The organism is Streptomyces sp. NPDC047841, assembly GCF_040704085.1.
Lineage (GTDB): Bacteria > Actinomycetota > Actinomycetes > Streptomycetales > Streptomycetaceae > Streptomyces > Streptomyces argyrophylli.
This window is the reverse complement of the sequence record NZ_JBEYRP010000001.1, coordinates 418,044-436,464: the sequence shown is the minus strand read 5'-3', so window position 1 is coordinate 436,464 and position 18,421 is coordinate 418,044. Positions and strand designations below refer to the sequence as shown.

The window sequence follows — 18,421 nt, the reverse complement described above, 5'->3', positions numbered from 1 at the left end:
GTACGGGGTGACCGCTCAGCCGGCCGGGACGCCCAGCCTCCCGGCGACCGTGGCGAGCACCTCCCCGGCGGCGGTCACGGGGAAGAAGTGACCGCCCTCCACGCGGCGGACGGAGAACGGGCCGCCCGCCCAGGGCCGCCACGCCTCGCAGTGGCCCTCGGGAGCCGTCTCGTCCTGGAGCCCGCCCAGCGCCACCATCGGCACGCCCACCCGCCCGGCCGGGGAGACCTCCCGGCGGCAGGAGTGGAACAGCCGCATGTCCGCGCGGAGCGTCGGCAGGAAGGTCCGCAGGAAGGCGGGGTCGGCCAGCAGCTCGGCGGGGGTGCCCTGCCACGCGTTCAGGTGCGCGAGCAGCTCCTCGTCGGTGGGCTCCGGGCCCGGCTCGCCCACCAGGTGCGGCGGCAGCGCCCCGGCCACGAACAGCGCCCGCTGCCCGGTGGTGGAGCCTTCGAGACGGCGGGTGACCTCGCGCGCGACGAGGGCGCCGGTGCTGTGCCCGAAGACGCCGAAGGGCCGGTCCGCGTGCCCGAGGATCTTCTCGGCGATCCGGTCGGCCAGCGCGGCGACGTCGGTGAACGGCGCCTCGCCGAACCGCTCCTCGCGGCCGGGGGTGAGGACGGCCTCGATCCGCAGCCCGGCCGGGGCGGCCGCCGACCACGGCCGGTAGGTGCCGGGTCCGGCGCCCGCCGCGGGGATCAGATAGAGCAGGACGTCACCGTCGCCCCGGGTGAGGCGCTTGAACCAGCGGTCCCCGGACTCCGCGCCGATCTTCGCCGCGATGGGCCGCTCCTGTGTCCGCAGCAGCATGACGAACCGGTCGTCCAGGGCCGGGGCGTCCCCCGCGAACTGGAGCCGGCCCGCCGAGTCCACCCAGAGCCGCACCTGACGGCGCCGGGCCTCGCCGATCAGCTGGTCGGCCAGGAATGACATCGGGGTCCTCCTTCTCGTTCGGTTGTCGTGGCCGGGCGGCGGCTCACTCGGCCTGCTCCGGCAGCGTGCGCATCCGGACCACGGGGGCGAACAGCAGCGGCAGGCAGCTCAGTACGCCGCCGATGACGGCCAGCCAGAGCGCGGGCCGCAGGCCGATCAGGGTGCCCAGGGCGCCGGCGACGAGCGCGCCGGCCGTCCGCACCCCGTGGATGAGCCCGAGGTAGGCGCCCTGCACGCGGGAGCGGAAGCGGTCCGGGGTGAGCGCCTGCTGGATGGAGGAGCCCGCGATGTCGCACAGCATCAGGCCCATGCCGGAGACGAACTCGGCGGCCACCACCAGGCCGAACGCCACCCACTTGTCCTGCGTCGCGAACGGGACGAGCGCCAGCGCACCGGGGAAGAGGACAGAGCCGATCAGGAACGTCGGCCCGATGCCGGCGCGCCGGCTGACCCAGCCGGTGACGAACGAGCCGAACAGGGCGCCGACGGCGCCGAGTCCGAGCGCGACACCGATCATCCCGGGTGTCAGCTTCAGTTCGCGCGCGATGAAGAGCAGGAAGAGCGTGAAGTAGACCGTGTAGCAGAGGTTGAGCAGGCCGCCGCCGACGAACTTGGCCCGCAGGGCCGGGGTCCGCGAGACGAAGAGCAGCCCGTCCCGGATGTGGGAGGACGACCTCTCCTTCTCGGGCGCCGGCTCCTCGAGGGAGATGGACCGCAGCAGGAGCGCCGAGCCGAGGAACGACACCACGTCGGCGAGGAGCGCCACGGGCGCCGACAGCGCCTGCACCAGCATGCCGCCGAGGCCGGGGCCCGCCACCCAGGAGAAGGAGAAGCTGCCGCGGGTCAGCGACATGCCCTTGACGTAGTCCTCGCGGTTCACGAGCGCGGCGAACAGGGAGTTGCTGGAGACGTTGAAGAGCATGGCCAGGACGCCCGTCACGAAGGCCACCACCCACAGGTGGGTGAGGGTCAGCGCGTCGAGCGCGTACGCGACCGGCACGGTGAGCAGCACGGCTGCGCGGCCGAGGTCGCTGAGGATCATCATGTGCCGCAGCCGGCCGTACCGGTCGACGAGGCCCCCGGCGTGCAGCGCGAAGAGCAGGTTGGGCAGCGAGGCCAGCGCGCCGAGGACGCCCATCTCCGCGGCCGAGGCGTCCAGCGCGAGCACGGCCGTGAGGGGCAGCGCCACGGTGGAGACCTGGTCGCCGAGGAAGGAGATGGTCTGCGCGGTCCAGAACCTGCGGAACGTGACCTGTTGCAGCAGTCGAGGTATGCGGTCCATCAGTTGAGTGGCCATCGATAACCATTTCGGTCGTGGAGAGGCGGCTACCGAAGTCGTCGGTCCGGCCGCGCCGGGTTCGGCGCACAATCTACCGGCACGGAACTGCCCTGGTACCCCCGCGTTCGACTGAACACTTGGCGCCATCGAACACCGGATATTCTCGATCCGGAGGCAGATGGAACACCTACGACGAAGAATTCGAGGCGCCGTGCTGCAGGATATGCCCGCACTCACAGATCCGCTTCTCTATTCCGAGGGCGACCCGCACGAGGTATGGCGGAGGCTGCGGCAGGAAAACCCGGTCTCCTGGCACGAGTACGGCGAGAACGGAGGCTACTGGGCCGTCACCACGCACGCGGCCGGTCTCGAAGTGCTCACCGAGTGGGAGCGGTTCACCTCCACCAAGGGAATCTTCCTGCGCCCCAACTTCAAGGACCCGTACCCCGGCGCCGGCAAGATGATGGCGCTGAGCGACCCGCCCCGCCACGACCAGCTGCGCAAGGCGATCATGGGCCTTTTCACCGTACGGGCCATCGCGAAAATGGAGGAGCGGACCCGGGACGTCGTCCGGTCCGCACTGCGCGGCGTGGTGGAGGCCGGCAGCTGTGATTTCGTCAAGGACATCGCCGCACGCATACCCCTGGCCGTCTCGGCGGAGCTGCTCAGTATTTCCATGGACGATGTGGAGATGCTGGCCAAAGTCACCACCGAGGCCGCCGAGAATTCCACCGACATCGACGGGGTCGAAGCACAGCTGGCGCATTTCGAAATCCTCCGCCACTACTCCGAGATCATCGACGAGAAGCGACGGAATCCCGGCCGCGACCTGGTGTCCGCGCTGACCACGGCACAGGCCGAGGGGCTCGACATCACGGACGACGAGGTGATCCTCACCTGTGACAACGTCATCGTGGCGGCCAACGAGACCACCCGGCAGGCGGTCGGCGCAGGCATGCTGGCGCTGCTGGAGAGCCCCGAGCAGTGGCGGGCACTGCGGGCCGGTGACCTCAAGCTGAAGACCGCCGCCGAGGAGTTCCTGCGCTGGACCGCACCGGTCACCCACATCCTGCGCACCGCCCAGCACGACACGGTGCTGGAGGGCGTGGAGATCCGCGAGGGCGACGCCGTCACCGTCTGGCTGCCGTCGCTCAACCGCGACGAGAAGGTCTTCGACCGGCCCGAGCGGTTCCTGCTCGACCGCGCCACCAACCACCACGTCTCCTTCGGCGGCGGCGGCCACTTCTGCGTCGGCGCCAACCTGGCGCGGCTGACCATCCGGGTCATGCTCGAGGAACTGGCCCACCTGCCCGCGGAGATCGAGGTGTGCGGCGAGCCGAAGCGGATCGCCTCCTACATCCTCGGGGGCCTCACCTCGCTCCCGCTCGCCTTCCGTCCGCACTGACCACCGACCGAACCATGGGGAGATTGGGCCGAACATGACCGCAGTGCGCGAACTGCTGGACCGGCTGACCGCGGACGGCATACAACTCTGGGTCCAGGACGGACGCTTGCGCTTCCGGCCCACCGGTGCCCTGACATCCGACCAGGTCGCCGACCTGCGTACCCACAAGGACGAGGTCGTCCGCCTGCTGACGCGGCCGGCCGACGCGCCCGGCGGCCTCTTCGACGCCCCGCGTCCGGAGGCCCTGCCGCTGTCGTACGGGCAGGAGAGCCTCTGGTTCCTCGACCGGCTCGGCCTCCAGTCCAGCTACAACGTCGGCACCACGCTCCGGATGGAGGGCGAGCTGGACACGCCCGCCCTGGTGCGCGCCCTCGACGAGATCATGCGCCGGCACGAGGTGCTCCGCACCCGCTTCCGCGAGCACGACGGCGTGGTCACGCAGATCGTGACGGACGACGCGCGGATGCCGCTGGAGCGGATCGACCTCACCGCCGAGCCCGCCGAGGAGCGCGAGGCCCGCGCCCAGGCCCATCTCGACCGGCACTTCTCCACCCACTTCGACCTCGCCGCGGACCGGCTCGTCACCGCGCAGCTGATCACGCTCGGCGCCACCTCGCACATCCTCGCCGTCAACGCCCAGCACATCGTCGTGGACGGCGCGTCCATCGGCCGGATCTTCGGCGAACTCAAGGAGCTGTACGAGGCGCTCCGCGCCGGCCGGCCCTCCCCGCTGTCCGAACCGGCCGCCCACTTCGCCGACTACGCGGTCTGGCAGCGCGGCCCGGCCGTCACCGAGGAGCACGCCCGGCAGCTGGAGTACTGGCGCGAGCGGCTCGCCGGCGCCCCCGAGGGGCTCGACCTGCCGCTCGACCACCCCAGGGGCGAGCTGCCCGACTTCGCCGGCGCCAACGTGAGCTTCACCGTGCCGCCCGGCCTCTTCGACCGGCTGCGCGAGGTCGCCGCCCGCAACGGCGCCACCCCGTTCATGGTCGTGCTGGCCGCCTTCCACGTCCTGATGGGCCGCTGGTCCCGGCAGGACGACGTGTGCGTGGGCACCCCCGTCGACTGCCGTGCCCACCCCGAGACCGCCGAGATGATCGGCTACTTCGCCAACACCGTCGTCGTCCGCGCCGACCTCTCCGGCAACCCCTCCTTCACGCGGCTGCTCGACGGGCTGCGGGAGAGCGTCATCGGCGCCTACGACAACCGCCAGCTGCCCTTCGACCGGCTGGTGGCGGCGCTGCGGCCGGGCCGCAGCCAGGTGAGGCAGCCGCTCTTCGACGTGATGTTCTCCTACCAGGGGCAGCAGGACTTCCACCTGGAGGGGCTCGACGTCACCTTCGTCGACCAGCCCAGCACCACCGCCAAGTTCGACCTCTCCCTCTTCGTCTCCGAGACCGACGACGGCCTCTACGGCAGCTTCGAGTACGCCACCTCGCTCTTCGACGCCCCCACCGTCGAGGAGCTGTCCCGGCTCTTCGTCCGCCTCCTCGAAGGCATCGCCGCCGACCCCGGCGCCCGCATCCTGGACCTGCCGCTGGTCACCCCCGCCGAGCGGCCCGAGCTCGTCACCGGTGGCGTCACCGGCCGGCTGCGCGAGGGCTCCCTCGCCGGCTGGTTCGAGGAGCGGGCCGCCGTCGCGCACACCGCCCCCGCCGTCGTGGACGGCGAACTCACCCGTAGCTATGGGGAGCTGAACGCCCGGGCCAACCGGCTCGCCCGCGCACTGGTCCGGCACGGCATCGGCCCCGAGCGGGTCGGCGCGGTGCTCCTGCCCCGCTCCGACCTGGCCGTCACCGCCTTCCTCGCGGTGCTCAAGAGCGGCGGCGTCTACCTGCCCGTCGACCCCGCCCTCCCGGCCGAGCGCGTCTCGGTGCTGCTCACCGACGCCCGGCCCGGGGTCGTCGTCACCGACGCGGCCGGCGCCGCGCTGCTGTCCGGCCACGACGTGCCCGTCCTCCTCGTCGACGAGGAGCTGTCGGCGTACGCGGGGGAGAGCCCCGCCGACCTCCGCGACGCCGAGCGCACCACGCCCGTCACCGACGCCACCCCGGCCTACCTGCTGTACACCTCGGGCTCGACCGGGCGCCCCAAGGGCGTCGTCATGACCACCGGTGCCATGCTGAACATGATGGAGTGGCACTTCACCACCCTCCCCACCGGCCCCGGCCGGGTCACCGCCCAGTTCACCGCCCTCAGCTTCGACGTCTCCGTCCAGGAGATGCTCTTCACCCTCCTCTCCGGAGCGGCCCTCGCGATCGTCCCCGAGGAACTGCGGCGCAGCCCCGAGCAGTTCACCGCCTGGCTCGACGACCGGCGGGTCACCGACCTCTTCGCGCCGAACGTCGTGATCGAGCTGACCGCCCGCGCCGCGCTCGCCACCGGCCGCCCGCTGCCCGCCCTCACCCACGTCGTGCAGGTCGGCGAGGGCCTCGTCCTCAGCGACACCCTGCGCCGGTTCACCGCCGCCGCCCCCGGCCGCCGGCTGCACAACCACTACGGCTCCACCGAGGTACAGGTCGTCACCGCGCACGACATGGAGCCCGGCATCGACGGCTGGCCCGATGTCGCGCCGCTCGGCCAGTCCGTGCGCAACACCGTCGCCTACGTCCTCGACGAAGGCCACGGCCTCGTCCCGCCGAACGTCCCCGGCGAGCTGTACGTCTCCGGCGCCTGCGTCGGCCGCGGCTACTTCGGGCGGCCCGCCCTGACCGCCGAGCGCTACCTGCCCGACCCCTACGGGCCGCCCGGCGCGCGGATGTACCGCACCGGCGACCTGGTCCGCCGCCGCCGCGACGGCAGCCTGGAGTACCTCGGCCGCACCGACCACCAGGTCAAGATCCGCGGCATGCGGGTCGAGCTGGGCGAGACCGAGGCGACGCTGCGGCTGCACGAGGGGATCGGCGACGCCGTCGTCCTCGCCCACGCCGACGTCCTCGGCTCCCAGCAGCTCACCGCCTACGTCGTCCCGGCGGCCGCCGGGACGGCCCCCGCGCCGGCGGACCTGCGCGGCTGGCTCCTCGACCGGCTGCCGTCGCACGCCGTGCCCTCCCGTTACGTCGTCCTCGACGCGCTGCCCGTCAACCGCCACGGCAAGACGGACCGCAACGCCCTGCCCGCCCCGGACGACGCCTCCTTCGGCTCCGGCACCGAGTACCTCGCCCCGCGCACCGGCGGCGAACAGCTCGTCGCCGACATCTGGCGGGAGGTCCTGCGCGTCGAACAGGTCGGCGCCCACGACGACTTCTTCGCCCTCGGCGGCCACTCCCTGCTGGTCTCCCAGGTCCTCGCCCGGATCAGGAAGCGCACCGGAGCCGACCTCTCCGTACGCGACTTCTACGCCGGGGCGACCGTCGCCCGCCTCGCCGGACTGGTCGCCGAGGCCGACGCGGTCCCCGACAACGTCGTCCCCAGGCCGGCCGGCGCGCCCGCCGAGACGTCCTACGCCCAGCAGCGCATGGTCTTCCTCCACCTCCTCCAGCCCGACGGCGGCCTCTACAACGTCCAGATCCCGCTGGCCCTGCGCGGGCCGCTGGACCGGACGGTGCTCGCCGCCGCCCTCGACGAGATCGTCCGGCGCCACGAGGTGCTGCGCACCACCTTCGACCTCGCCGGCGAGAACATCGCGCCGGTCGTCTCCGACGAGGCCGTCTTCCCCCTGGAGTTCCGCGACGTCAGCGGCGCCGACGACCCCGAGGCCGAGGTGCGGGCGCTGCTGCGGACCGAGGGCGAGACCGGCTTCGACATCCAGACCGGCCCCGTCGTCCGCGCCGTCGCCGTGCGGACCTCACCCGAGGAGCACCTGCTCGTCCTCACCGCCCACCACATCGTCTTCGACGGCTACTCGGTCGCCGTCCTGGTCGAGGAACTGGGCACGCTGTACGAGGCGTACCTGCGCGCGGAGCCCTCGCCGCTGCCCGAGCCGGTCCTGCAGTACGCCGACTACGCGGTGTGGCAGCGCCGCCGCCTCCAGGGCGGCCCCCTGCGCGACCACCTCTTCTACTGGAAGCAGTACCTCGCCGGCACCCCGCACGCCATCGAGCTGCCCACCGACCGGCCCCGGCCCGCCGTGCCCGACTTCGGCGGCGACGCCGTCGGCTTCACCGTCGACGCCGGTCTGACCGCGCGGCTGCGCGCCCTCGCGGGCCGGAACAGGGCCACCCTGTTCATGACCACCATGGCCGCGTACAGCGCCCTGATGCACCGGCTCAGCGGCCAGGACGACGTGTGCGTCGGCTTCTTCTCCGGCAGCCGGCCCACCGTGGAGACCGAGTCCCTCATCGGGCTCTTCGTGAACACGATCCCCGTCCGCTCCCGCGTCGTCCCCGGCCAGAGCTTCGGCTCCCACCTGGAGCGGGTCCGCGACTCCGTCCTCCTCGGCGACGCCCACCGCGAACTGCCCTTCGAACTGCTCGTGGACGAGGTCCAGCCCGACCGGGACGTCTCCCGCCACCCCGTCTTCCAGGTCGCCTTCAGCTACTACGCGGCGGCCCCGCAGGAGTCCCGCACCACCGGCTCGGGCCTGCGGATCGCCCCGTCGTCGGCCTCGCCGGGCACCTGGGCGGCCAAGTTCGACCTCACGCTCTACCTGCGGGAGTCGGAGGACGGCGAACTCCTCGGCGACCTGGAGTTCTCCACCGCCCTCTTCGACCGGCCCACCGTCGAACGGTTCGCCGCCCACTACGTACGGCTCCTGCGGAGCATCGCCGAGGCCCCCGACACGGCGCTCGAAGCCCTGCCGATGCTCGGCGACGCCGAGCGGCGCCAGGTCCTGGACGACTGGAACGACACCGCCGCGGAGGTCTCCACGGCCACCCTTCCCGAGCTGTTCCAGCGGCGCGCGGCGCTGGACCCGGCCGCCCCCGCCGTCCACTTCGAGCAGACCACGCTCTCGTACGGCGAGCTGAACGCCGAGAGCAACCGCCTCGCCCGCCACCTGGTCGCCCTCGGCATCGGCCCCGGCGACTTCGCCGCCATCGCCCTGCCGCGCACCGAACGCGTCCTCGTCGCCGTCCTCGCCGTCCTGAAGGCGGGCGCCGCCTACGTGCCGATCGACCCCGGCTACCCCGCCGACCGGATCGCCCTCATGCTGGACGACGCCCGGCCGGTGCTCGTCCTCACCTCCGAGCAGGCGAAGGACCGCGTCCCCGGCCACGGCCCCGCCCGCCTCGTCCTCGACGCGCCCGGCACCCGCGCCGCCGTCGCCGCCCACCCCGGCCACGACCTGACCGACGCGGAACGCACCGCCCCGCTGGACGCGCTCCACCCCGCGTACGCCATCTACACCTCCGGCTCCACGGGCCGGCCCAAGGGCGTCGTCGTCGCCCACCGCAGCGTCGCCAACCTGGCGGCCTGGGCGGGCGAGACCTTCACCCCCGGCCAGCTGGCACGGGTGCTGGCCGCGACCTCGCTCAACTTCGACGTCTCCGTCTTCGAGATGTTCGGCCCGCTGCTCAACGGCGGCTCCGTCGAGATCGTGCCGTCGCTGCTCAGCCTCGCCGACCCGCCCGCGGGCCCGTACACCGCCTCCCTGCTCAGCGGGGTGCCGTCCGCGCTGGCCCAGATCCACGGCACCGGCGGCCTGCACGCCGAGGCCGGCACCGTCGTCATGGCCGGCGAACCGCTGTCCGCCAAGGCCGCCAACGACATCGGCGGCGCCGTCGGCGCCGGACTCGTCGGCAACCTCTACGGCCCCACCGAGTCCACCGTCTACGCCACCGCCTGGTTCACCCGCGACCGCGTCGAGGGCGTCCCCCCGATCGGCCGCCCGCTGCGCAACACCCGGACGTACGTCCTGGACGCGGCGCAGCAGCCGGTGCCGGTGGGCGTGGTGGGCGAGCTGTACCTGGCCGGCGAGGGCCTCGCCCACGGCTATCTGCACCGGCCCGGCCTCACCGCCGACCGGTTCGTGCCCGACCCGTACGGCGCGCCCGGCACCCGCATGTACCGCACCGGCGACCTGGTCCGCTGGACCGCGGACGGCGACCTCCTCTGCCTGGGCCGCGCCGACCACCAGGTGAAGGTCCGCGGCCACCGCATCGAACTCGGCGAGATCGAGGCCCACCTGGCCGACCACCCCGACGTGGACCAGGCCGTCGCCGGCGTGCAGCGGCTCCCCTCCGGCGACCGGCGGCTCGTCGCCCACGTCGTCTGCCACCGGCCGGTCACCGCCGACACGCTGCGCGAGCACCTGGAGGCCAGACTGCCCGGCTACATGGTCCCCGGCGCGTTCGTCCAGCTCGACGCGCTCCCGCTGAACATCAACGGCAAGGTTGACCGTTCCGCCCTGCCGGAGCCCGAGGACGACGGCGGCGCGGACGGCGACCACGTGCCGCCGGTCACCCCGCTGGAGAAGGAACTGGCCGAGATCTGGGCCGACGTCCTGTCCCGGCCGCGGGTCGGACTGACCGACAACTTCTTCGCCCTCGGCGGCCACTCGCTCCTCGTCACCCAGATGAGCGTCCGCATCCGGCAGCGCCTGGGCGTGGAGATCGGCCTGCTCGACATCTACACCACCGAGAACCTGGGCGAACTCGCCCGCACCATCGCCCGCATGAACGGCATGACGCCGTGACCCACCCGTCCCGAAAGGGGAATGCAGTGTCCATCGAAGGGACTCCGGTCATGACGCCCGGCGAGGACCCGGTGGCGGTGCCCTTCCGGCTCCGCCCGCAGCTTCGGGAGCAGGCGTCGGAGACGGCCCGCCGGTACGGCGTGGGCGAACGCGCCGTCCTGCTCGCGGCGCTGCTCGCCACCCGCTTCCGGCACGCCCGCCGCGAGCACGCCGAGATCCGGCCGGCGCCCGACGCGGAGCGGGCCGTCCCGCTGACCGTCGCCGGGGAGCTGACCTTCGCGGAGCTGCTCCGCGCGGCCGACAAGGGCCTCACCGACGGCCCCACGGCGGAGCCGGCCGGCAGCGCGGCCTCCGGCGGGGCGGTCGAGCGGCTGGTCCTCCAGTACGACGAGGATGCCGCACCGGTCCCGGGCGCCGACCACCTGCACTGCGTGGTGCGGGCCGTCGAGCCCGAGGTCGAAGGGGCCCTGGTCTGCGGGCCGCTGCCCTCCGGCTGCACCGCCGAGGAGTGGACCGCCCGCTTCCTGACCCTGCTCGCGGACGCCGTCCGGCGCCCCGAGGCCCGCGTCGACGAGCTGGCGCTGCTGTCGCCGGAGCGCCAGGCCGCGCTGGCCGCCGACGCCAACGCCTCCTTCGAGGAGTACCGCGACCTGCGCACCCTGCACGGGGCGTTCGAGGAGACGGCTCGCCGCCACCCGGACGCGGTCGCGGTGGAGGCGGGCGGCCGGGCGACGACCTACGCCGAACTCGACGGCCGCGCCAACCTGCTCGCCCACACGCTGGCCGCCGCCGGCATCGGCGCCGAGAGCCTCGTCGCCGTCCGGGTCGAGCGCTCCGCCGACCTGGTCGTGGCCCTGCTCGCCGTCCTCAAGCGCGGCGCGGCGTTCGTCCCGCTGGTGCCGTCGCTGCCCGCCGAGCGGGTGGCCGTCATCACCGGCGACGCGCGGGTGGCCGCCGTACTCGTGGACGCCTCCGGCACCGGCCGGCCCGACGGGCTCGGCGTGCCGCTGATCCCGGTCCCCGCCGAGGGCTCCGCCCCGGCCGCGCCCGAGGCGGACGTGCCCCTCGACCAGGCGGCGTACGTCTACTACACCTCCGGCTCCACCGGCACCCCGAAGGGCGCCGTGCTCGACCACCGCTGCGCGGCGGGCCGCCTGGAGTGGCTGGGCCGCCGCTACGGCCTCCAGCCGGGCGACCGGGTCATCCACAAGACGCCGCTCATCTTCGACGTGGCGATCTGGGAGATCTTCGGCCCGCTCGCCGCCGGCGCGACCATCCTCATGGCCGACCCGGGCGCCGAGTCCGACGTGGTGCACCTGAGCCGGCTGCTCTCCACCGAGCGGACCGTCTTCGCGCACTTCGTCCCCTCGATGCTCAACGCCTACCTCAACCTCGCCCCCGAGGCGGACTGCCCCGACCTGCGCTGGGTGCAGCTCTCCGGCGAGGCGGCCGGCACCCGTCTCCTGGAACGGTTCGCCGAGCGGTTCGAGGCGGAGCTGCACAACCTCTACGGCCAGACCGAGACCTCCGAGGTGGCCGGCTGGGAGGGCCGTTCGTACGACGGCACCGGCGGGCTGCCCATCGGCCGCCGGCTCGGCATCTACCGCCTGTTCGTCCTGGACGAGGCGCTGCGTCCGGTGCCGCCCGGAGTCCCCGGCGAGCTGTGCGTCTCCGGCACCGGCGGCCTGGCCCGCGGCTACCTCGGCCGGCCCGGGCTGACCGCCGAGCGGTTCGTCCCGCACCCCTACCCGGTGGCGGACGGCGAACGGCTCTACCGCACCGGCGACCTGGTGACCGTCGACGCCGACGGCCTCGTCCAGTACCTCGGCCGCGTCGACAACCAGGTCAAGATCCGCGGCTGCCGGGTCGAAACCGGCGAGGTCGAGGCGGTGCTCGCCGGCCACGACGCCGTCCGCGAGTGCGCCGTCACCGTCTTCCGGGACGAGGAGGACGACAACCAGCTCGCCGCGTACGTCGTCATCGGCGACGACGGAACCGTCGAGGAGCTGGCCGCGTTCGCCGAGGAGCGGCTGCCCGGCTTCATGCTCCCCGCCGTCTACGTCCGCCTCGACGCGCTGCCGCACACCCCGTCCGGCAAGCTCGACCGGCTGCGGCTGCCCGCGCCCTCCCTGGACGACCGGCAGGCCCGCGCCGGGGACGACGCGCCGCACAGTCCCCTGGAGGAGCAGGTCGCGGAGCTGTGGCGGGAGGTGCTCGGCGTCGAACGGATCGGCCGTACCGACAACTTCTTCGCCGTCGGCGGCAGTTCGCTGAAGTCGCTGCAACTCCTCAACCGCGTCAACGCGGCCTTCGGCGTGCAGGTCTCCGTCCGCGACTTCTTCGCCCTGCCGACGGTCGAGGGCGTCGCGGGAGGCGTCGAACGGGCCCTGACCGAAATGGTCGCGGGGCTCTCCGACGAAGAGGCCGCTATGCTGCTCGGCAGGCTCTGAGCGGCTCGCGTGCGAAGAGCGGCGGACAGGACGGCCGGGAGGGCTTGGTCTTGAGTGCACACGGGCCCGGGGTCCGGATCGAGGGCGCCACGGAGAACAACCTCCGCGACATCGACGTGACCCTGTCCGAGGGCGTCACCGCGGTCGTCGGCGCCTCCGGGTCCGGCAAGTCCTCCCTCGTCTTCGACACGCTCCACCGGGAGGCCAGGCACCGCTTCCTGGCCACCCTCGCGGGTGCCCCGGCCGCCGCCGCGGCCCGGGCGGCCCGCGTCCGCGCCGTCCACGGGCTGCGGCCCGCCGTCGCCGTCGGCCAGAACGTCCTCAACCGCAACCCCCGCTCCACCGTCGCCACCGCCGCCGGCGTCCACCCCTTCCTGCGGGTGCTCTTCGCCCGGTTCGCGGTCCTGCGCTGCCCGCGCTGCGCGGAGGTCACCGAGACGGTGACGGCCGAGGAGCAGCTCTCCTTACTCCGGGCCGCCGCCGCGTCCGGACCCGTCGAGGTGGCCGCCCCGCTCACGCGCGGCGCCCTCGGCACCCACACCCGGCTGCTGGCCGGACTGCGCGAGCGGTACGGCGCCGAAGAGGTCACCGTCGACGGCCGGCCCTGGTCCGGTGACCCGCTCGACCCCGGCCGGCCCCACGACATCGCCGTCCGGGTCGGCTCCCTCACCGCCGCCGACGACGCCCGGGCCGCCCGGCGGCTCCTGGACGAGGTCGCCGCACTCGGCTGCGTCCAGGTCTCCTTCCGTACGGCGGCCGGGACGCGGACGCTGTCCCGGGCCCGGCTCTGCGCCTCCTGCGGGGCGCCGCTGCCCTCGGTCCGGCCGCAGGACTTCCGGGCCGGCGGCCCGGACACCGAGTTGTACGAACTGGCCGGCCTGACCCTGCCCGCCCTGCTGCGGCTCGATGCCGACCGGGCCCGGCAGACGCTGGCCGGGGCCGCGCTCCCCGCCCACGCGGGCACCGCCCTGCGGCACGTCCTGCGCCGCCTCGACGCGCTCGTCTCCCTCGGCCTCGGCTACCTCGCCCTCGACCGCTCCTCGCCCACCCTCTCCCGCGGCGAGGCCCAGCGCCTGCGCATCGCCGTCCTCCTCGCCAACGACGTCGAGGACCTCCTGCACATCCTCGACGAACCCACCATCGGCCTCGGCGCCGCCCAGGTCGCCCGTCTGATGGACGAACTGTGCAAGCTCCCCGGCCCGGTCGTCCTGGTGGAACACGACCGCACCGCCGTCGCCTCCTGCGACCGCGTCGTGGAGATCGGCCCCGCCGCCGGCTCCGGCGGCGGCCGCGTCGTCTTCGAGGGCACTCCGGCCGGCCTCTGGCGCGCGGACACGGTCTCGGGCCGCTGGTTCTCGGGCCGCGAACGCCTGACGGCGCCTCAGGCGGCGGGGACCGGCACCCGGTGGCTCACCGTCCGCGACGCCCGCCACCACAATCTCGCCGGGTTCGACTGCGCCTTCCCCCTCGGCGCCCTGACCGTCGTCACCGGACCCTCCGGAGCCGGGAAGACCACCCTCGTACGGGACGTGCTCGTCGCCTCCCTGGAGGCGGGGAAGCCGCGCGGGTGCGCCGCCCTCGAAGGGGAGGCGATCGTCCCGCTCACCGTCGACCAGTCGCCCATCGGGGTCAACCCCCGCTCCAACCCGGCCACGTACACCGGGCTCGCGGACCGCGTGCGGGCCGTGCTCGCCGACGCGACCGGGCTGGCCGCCGGCACGTTCTCGTTCAACCGCTCCGAGGGCGCCTGCCCCGCCTGTGCCGGTATGGGATCCGTCGAGGTCAAACTGCGCTTCCTGCCCTCGGAATGGGTGCAGTGCGAGGCGTGCGGAGGACGCCGGTTCAGCGCCGAGGCGCTCGCCGTGCGCGCCGGACTGCCCGACGGGAACACGTACTCCGTGGACGAGATCCACGACCTCAGCGTGCGCGACGCCCTGCCGCTCTTCGGCCACGACGCCCGCGCCCGCCGCATCATCCAGGCCCTGCTCGACGTGGGCCTCGGCTACCTGCGGCTCGGGCAGCCCTCGCCCACCCTCTCCGGCGGCGAGGCCCAGCGCGTCAAGCTGGCCAAGCAGATCGCCGCCACCCGCCCCGCGCAGCTCGTCTACCTGGACGAGCCGACCACGGGACTCCACCCGGCCGACGTGCCCCGGCTCGCCGCCCTGCTGCGCCGTCTCACCGACCGCGGCTGCACGGTCGTCGTCGTGGAGCACAACCGCGACATCGCGGCGATGGCCGACTGGTCCGTCCGGATCGGCCCGGGCAGCGGCCCGGACGGCGGACGGCTGCTGCACGCGGGACCGCCCGAGCCGCCCGACGCACCGCCGGTCCGCCCGCCGGCCGTCCCGGCCCGCCGCCCGCGCCCCGCCCGCACCGCCGTGGAGATCCGCGGTGCCCGCGCCAACAACCTCCGTGACGTCTCGGTCGACATCCCCAAGGGCGCGATGACCGCCGTCGTCGGCGTCTCCGGTTCCGGCAAGTCGTCCCTCGTCCGCGACGTCCTCGAAGCGGAGGCCACGCGCAGGCTGCTGGAGTCGCTCTCCCTCTACGAGCGCCAGTCGGTGCGCGAGGGCCCGGAGGCCGGCGCCGCCTCCCTCACCGGGCTCGGCCCCACCCTCGCCATCGGCGCCGACGGCCGGGCGCCCGGCCTGCGCAGCACCGTCGGCTCCACCACCGACCTCAGCCCGCACCTCGGCGTGCTCCTCGCCTACGCGGGCGTCCGCCGCTGTCCCGACTGCGGCGGAGAGCAACGGCGTTCGGGCCACCGGCCGGCCAGCCCCTGGACCTGCGCGGGCTGCGGGCGCCCCGGCCCGCCGGCCGAACCGCCGGACTTCTCGCCCCTGCGCTACGAGGCGGCCTGCCTGCGCTGCCACGGCATGGGCACGATCGCCGTGCCCCGCGTGGAACGCCTGATCCACCGGCCCGAACGGGCGCTGTGCGACGGCGCGATGTACTCCCCGGGCTTCTATCCGCGCTCGTACCTCTCGAAGCCCGCCAACGGCGGCTACTGGATGCTCCTCGCCCTCGGCGAGCGGTACGGCTTCGACCCGGAGCGCACACCGTGGCGGGAGATGAGCCCGCAGGCCCAGGAGGCGTTCCTCTTCGGCGAGGAGGAGGTCACCCTCTCCTCCGAGGCCCGGGTCACCCCCTCGGCCACGGTCGTCTGGCGCGGCGTCTTCCGCATCATGGACGGCTGGGACGTCGGCGGCCTCTACACCGAGCGGGTGCCCTGCTCCTCCTGCGCGGGCGGCCGGCTGCGCCCGGAGTTCCTCGACCGGCGGGTGGCCGGGATGAACCGCTACGACCTGCACCACCAGCCGGTCGACGCCGTACGGGACGCGCTCGCCGGGCTGCGGCTCCCGGACGGCGCGCCGGGCTGGGCGGTCCGCTCGCACGCCGTCGTCCTGCGCCGCCTCGGCTTCCTCGGCCGCGTCGGCATCGGCCACCTCCACCTGGACCGGATGGCCAACACGCTCTCCGCCGGCGAACTCCAGCGGGTCCGGCTGACCGCCCTCCTCGGCGCCGAACTCACCGGCATGACCGTCCTGCTGGACGAGCCCTCGCGCGGTCTGCACCCCCGCGAGGTCGACGTGCTCGGCGCGGTCCTGGAGGAGCTGCGCGACCACGGCAACACGGTGATCCTGGTCGACCACGACACGCGCCTGGTCGCCCGGGCCGACCACCGGATCGTGATGGGACCCGGGGCCGGCCGGCACGGCGGCACCGTCGTCGCGGCCGGCAGCGCGGACCGGGTGCGCGAGGACCCCCGGGCGCGCCTCCTCCTGGAGCGCCCGCTGCCCGCACGCGCCGCCGGGCCGCGCCGCGAGCCCACCGGCTGGATGACCGTCCGCAAACCGGCCGAGAACAACCTCGACGGCCAGGACGTGCGCATCCCGCTCGGAGTCCTCACCGGCGTCTGCGGGGTCTCCGGCTCCGGCAAGTCGACGCTGGCCCTCGGCATCGTGGCCCGCGCGCTCGCCCCCAGGAAGCTGACCACCTCGGCCGCCGCCACACCCGTCGCGCCCGGAGCGCACGAGGGCATCGACGGCGCCCCGAAGCAGGTCCGGCACACCGACCAGAGCAGCGTCGGGATCACCTCGCCCGGCGCCTTCCTCAAGGTGCTCGGCCCGCTGCGCGAGGCGTACGCCGACTCCGCCCCGGCCCGGGAACGCGGCCTGGCCCCGGCCGACCTCCAGCCCCGCTGCGACGGCTGCAAGGGGAAGGGCGCCGTGGCCGAGGACATGGGCTTCATGCCGACCGTCCACCGGCCCTGCGACGCCTGCGGCGCGACCGGCTACCGTGCCGAGGCCCGCGAACTGTCCGTGCGCGGCCACAGCCTGCCCGAACTGGAGCGGCTGAGCATCGAGGAGGTGCTCGGGCTGTGGCCGGACGTGGAGGCGGTCGCCGCCCCGCTGCGCGGCGCCGTGGAGCTGGGCCTCGGCTATCTGACCCTCGGCCAGGGACCCGGCACCCTCTCCGGCGGCGAGCGCCAGCGGCTCAAGCTGGTGCGCGAGATCACCGGCGCGCCCGGCCGCCCCGCCCTGCACATCCTGGACGAGCCCACCACCGGTCTCCACGACGCCGACGTGGAACTCCTGGTGGAGGCCCTCGACGGCCTGGTGGCCCGGGGCCACGGCGTCCTCGTCGTCGACCACGACCCCCGGCTCCTCGCCTGCTGCGACCGGCTGCTCGAACTCGGCCCCGGCGGCGGACCGGAGGGCGGCGTGCTCGTCGCCGAGGGCACCCCCGAGGAAGTGGCCGCCGGGGACACGCCCACCGCCCCGTACCTGCGTGAGGTGCTGTCATGACCGGAGCCGCGTGGCCGCTGCTGTGCGACCCCTCCCCGGCGCTGCGCTGCCGCGTCCTGACCGAGCTGCTCGACGTGGCGGACGACGACCCGGAGCTGGCCGACCTGCTGCCGCGCCGCGCGGAGGACCCGGAGGCGCGCGCCCTGCTGGCGGAGGAGCCCGAGGGACTCCAGCCGCTGGCCCAGCTCCTCGGCCGCCTCGGCCGGCTCGGCTTCGACCGGGGCCATCCCCGGGTGGCGGAGCTGGTCGAGCGGGTCTTCGCCCGGCAGCGCGCCGACGGCTCCTTCCCGCTGGCGGAGTTCCGCACCGACGACCGCTACACGATGATCCCGCTCCAGGTGTCCGTACCGCTGCGGGGCCTCGGCGCCGTCGGCGCCGCGACCGACCCCCGGGCCGAACGCGCCTACGAGTGGCTGCTCGCCCAGCGCGCCGAGGACGGCTCGTGGCCCACGGGCCTCGTCGCCGGCCAGCCCGGCGGCGTCCCCGGCTACCGGAAGCTGCCCGGCTCGCCCGGCTGCCGCGCCAACACCGAGGCCGCCCTGGCCGCCCTCGTCCAGCACCCGCGGCGGGCCCGCTCCGAACCGGCCCGCCGCGCCGCCGACCTGCTGCTGCGCCGCGAGACCCGCGACGAATGGGCGCTGGGCACCGAGATCGCCCGGCTGCACGGCCGGGAGCGCGCCACGGGCTTCATCTCCCTGCACTCCCGCTTCGACCTCGCCTTCGTCCTGGAACTGGTCTCCCGTACGGGCGTCTCGGCGCGCGACCCCCGGGTCGCGGGCCTGACGGCCTTCCTGGAGGGGCTGCGCGGCCCGGCCGGACTCTGGGAGCACCCGGCCCATCCGGAGCTGAGCCGCTGGCTCACCCTCGACCTCCTCGCCGCCCTGCGCCGGCTCGACGGCGGCGAGTGGACCGGTGAGGGACCGCGGCTGCGCTTCCGCGCCGGCGACGTAGCCGTGAAACACCACTGATTCCGCC

Annotated in this window: 7 protein-coding genes; 5 read left to right on the top strand and 2 right to left on the bottom strand. The window is 74.3% G+C overall.

Going from position 1 to position 18,421, the window contains the following annotated elements; translation table 11 throughout:
• Positions 1-15: 15 nt before the first annotated feature.
• On the bottom strand, positions 16-930 hold the full coding sequence (locus AB0947_RS01775) for an alpha/beta fold hydrolase (RefSeq protein ID WP_366748297.1): 915 nt from the start codon (positions 928-930) through the stop codon (positions 16-18).
• A gap of 43 nt (positions 931-973) precedes the next feature.
• Positions 974-2,212, bottom strand: a complete 1,239-nt coding sequence (locus tag AB0947_RS01770) for an MFS transporter (protein WP_366748296.1) — start codon at positions 2,210-2,212, stop codon at positions 974-976.
• A 220-nt stretch (positions 2,213-2,432) separates the two neighbouring features.
• Between AB0947_RS01770 and AB0947_RS01765 the strand changes: the two genes are divergently transcribed.
• The 5 genes from AB0947_RS01765 to AB0947_RS01745 are packed head-to-tail and all read left to right on the top strand — an operon-like array spanning position 2,433 to position 18,414.
• Positions 2,433-3,614 (top strand): cytochrome P450, encoded by a 1,182-nt coding sequence (locus tag AB0947_RS01765; protein WP_366748295.1) that lies wholly within the window; start codon positions 2,433-2,435, stop codon positions 3,612-3,614.
• A 34-nt stretch (positions 3,615-3,648) separates the two neighbouring features.
• Positions 3,649-10,188, top strand: coding sequence for an amino acid adenylation domain-containing protein (locus AB0947_RS01760; RefSeq protein WP_366748294.1), 6,540 nt, complete (start codon positions 3,649-3,651; stop codon positions 10,186-10,188).
• 26 nt (positions 10,189-10,214) lie between these two features.
• Complete coding sequence (locus AB0947_RS01755; protein ID WP_366748293.1) at positions 10,215-12,638, top strand: non-ribosomal peptide synthetase; 2,424 nt, start codon at positions 10,215-10,217, stop codon at positions 12,636-12,638.
• 50 nt (positions 12,639-12,688) lie between these two features.
• Positions 12,689-17,446 (top strand): hypothetical protein, encoded by a 4,758-nt coding sequence (locus tag AB0947_RS01750; RefSeq protein WP_366748292.1) that lies wholly within the window; start codon positions 12,689-12,691, stop codon positions 17,444-17,446.
• Positions 17,443-18,414: a hypothetical protein gene (locus tag AB0947_RS01745; protein WP_366748291.1), complete on the top strand. Its 972-nt coding sequence runs from the start codon at positions 17,443-17,445 to the stop codon at positions 18,412-18,414. The genes AB0947_RS01750 and AB0947_RS01745 overlap by 4 nt, the downstream gene beginning before the upstream one ends.
• Positions 18,415-18,421 lie beyond the last annotated feature (7 nt).

Excerpts from the sequence above, each read along its gene's own strand:
- AB0947_RS01775 (WP_366748297.1), bottom strand. The coding sequence starts at position 930 with ATGTCATTCCTGGCCGACCAGCTGATCGGCGAGGCCCGGCGCCGTCAG.
- AB0947_RS01770 (WP_366748296.1), bottom strand. The coding sequence starts at position 2,212 with ATGGACCGCATACCTCGACTGCTGCAACAGGTCACGTTCCGCAGGTTC.
- AB0947_RS01765 (WP_366748295.1), top strand. The coding sequence starts at position 2,433 with ATGCCCGCACTCACAGATCCGCTTCTCTATTCCGAGGGCGACCCGCAC.
- AB0947_RS01760 (WP_366748294.1), top strand. The coding sequence starts at position 3,649 with ATGACCGCAGTGCGCGAACTGCTGGACCGGCTGACCGCGGACGGCATA.
- AB0947_RS01745 (WP_366748291.1), top strand. The coding sequence starts at position 17,443 with ATGACCGGAGCCGCGTGGCCGCTGCTGTGCGACCCCTCCCCGGCGCTG.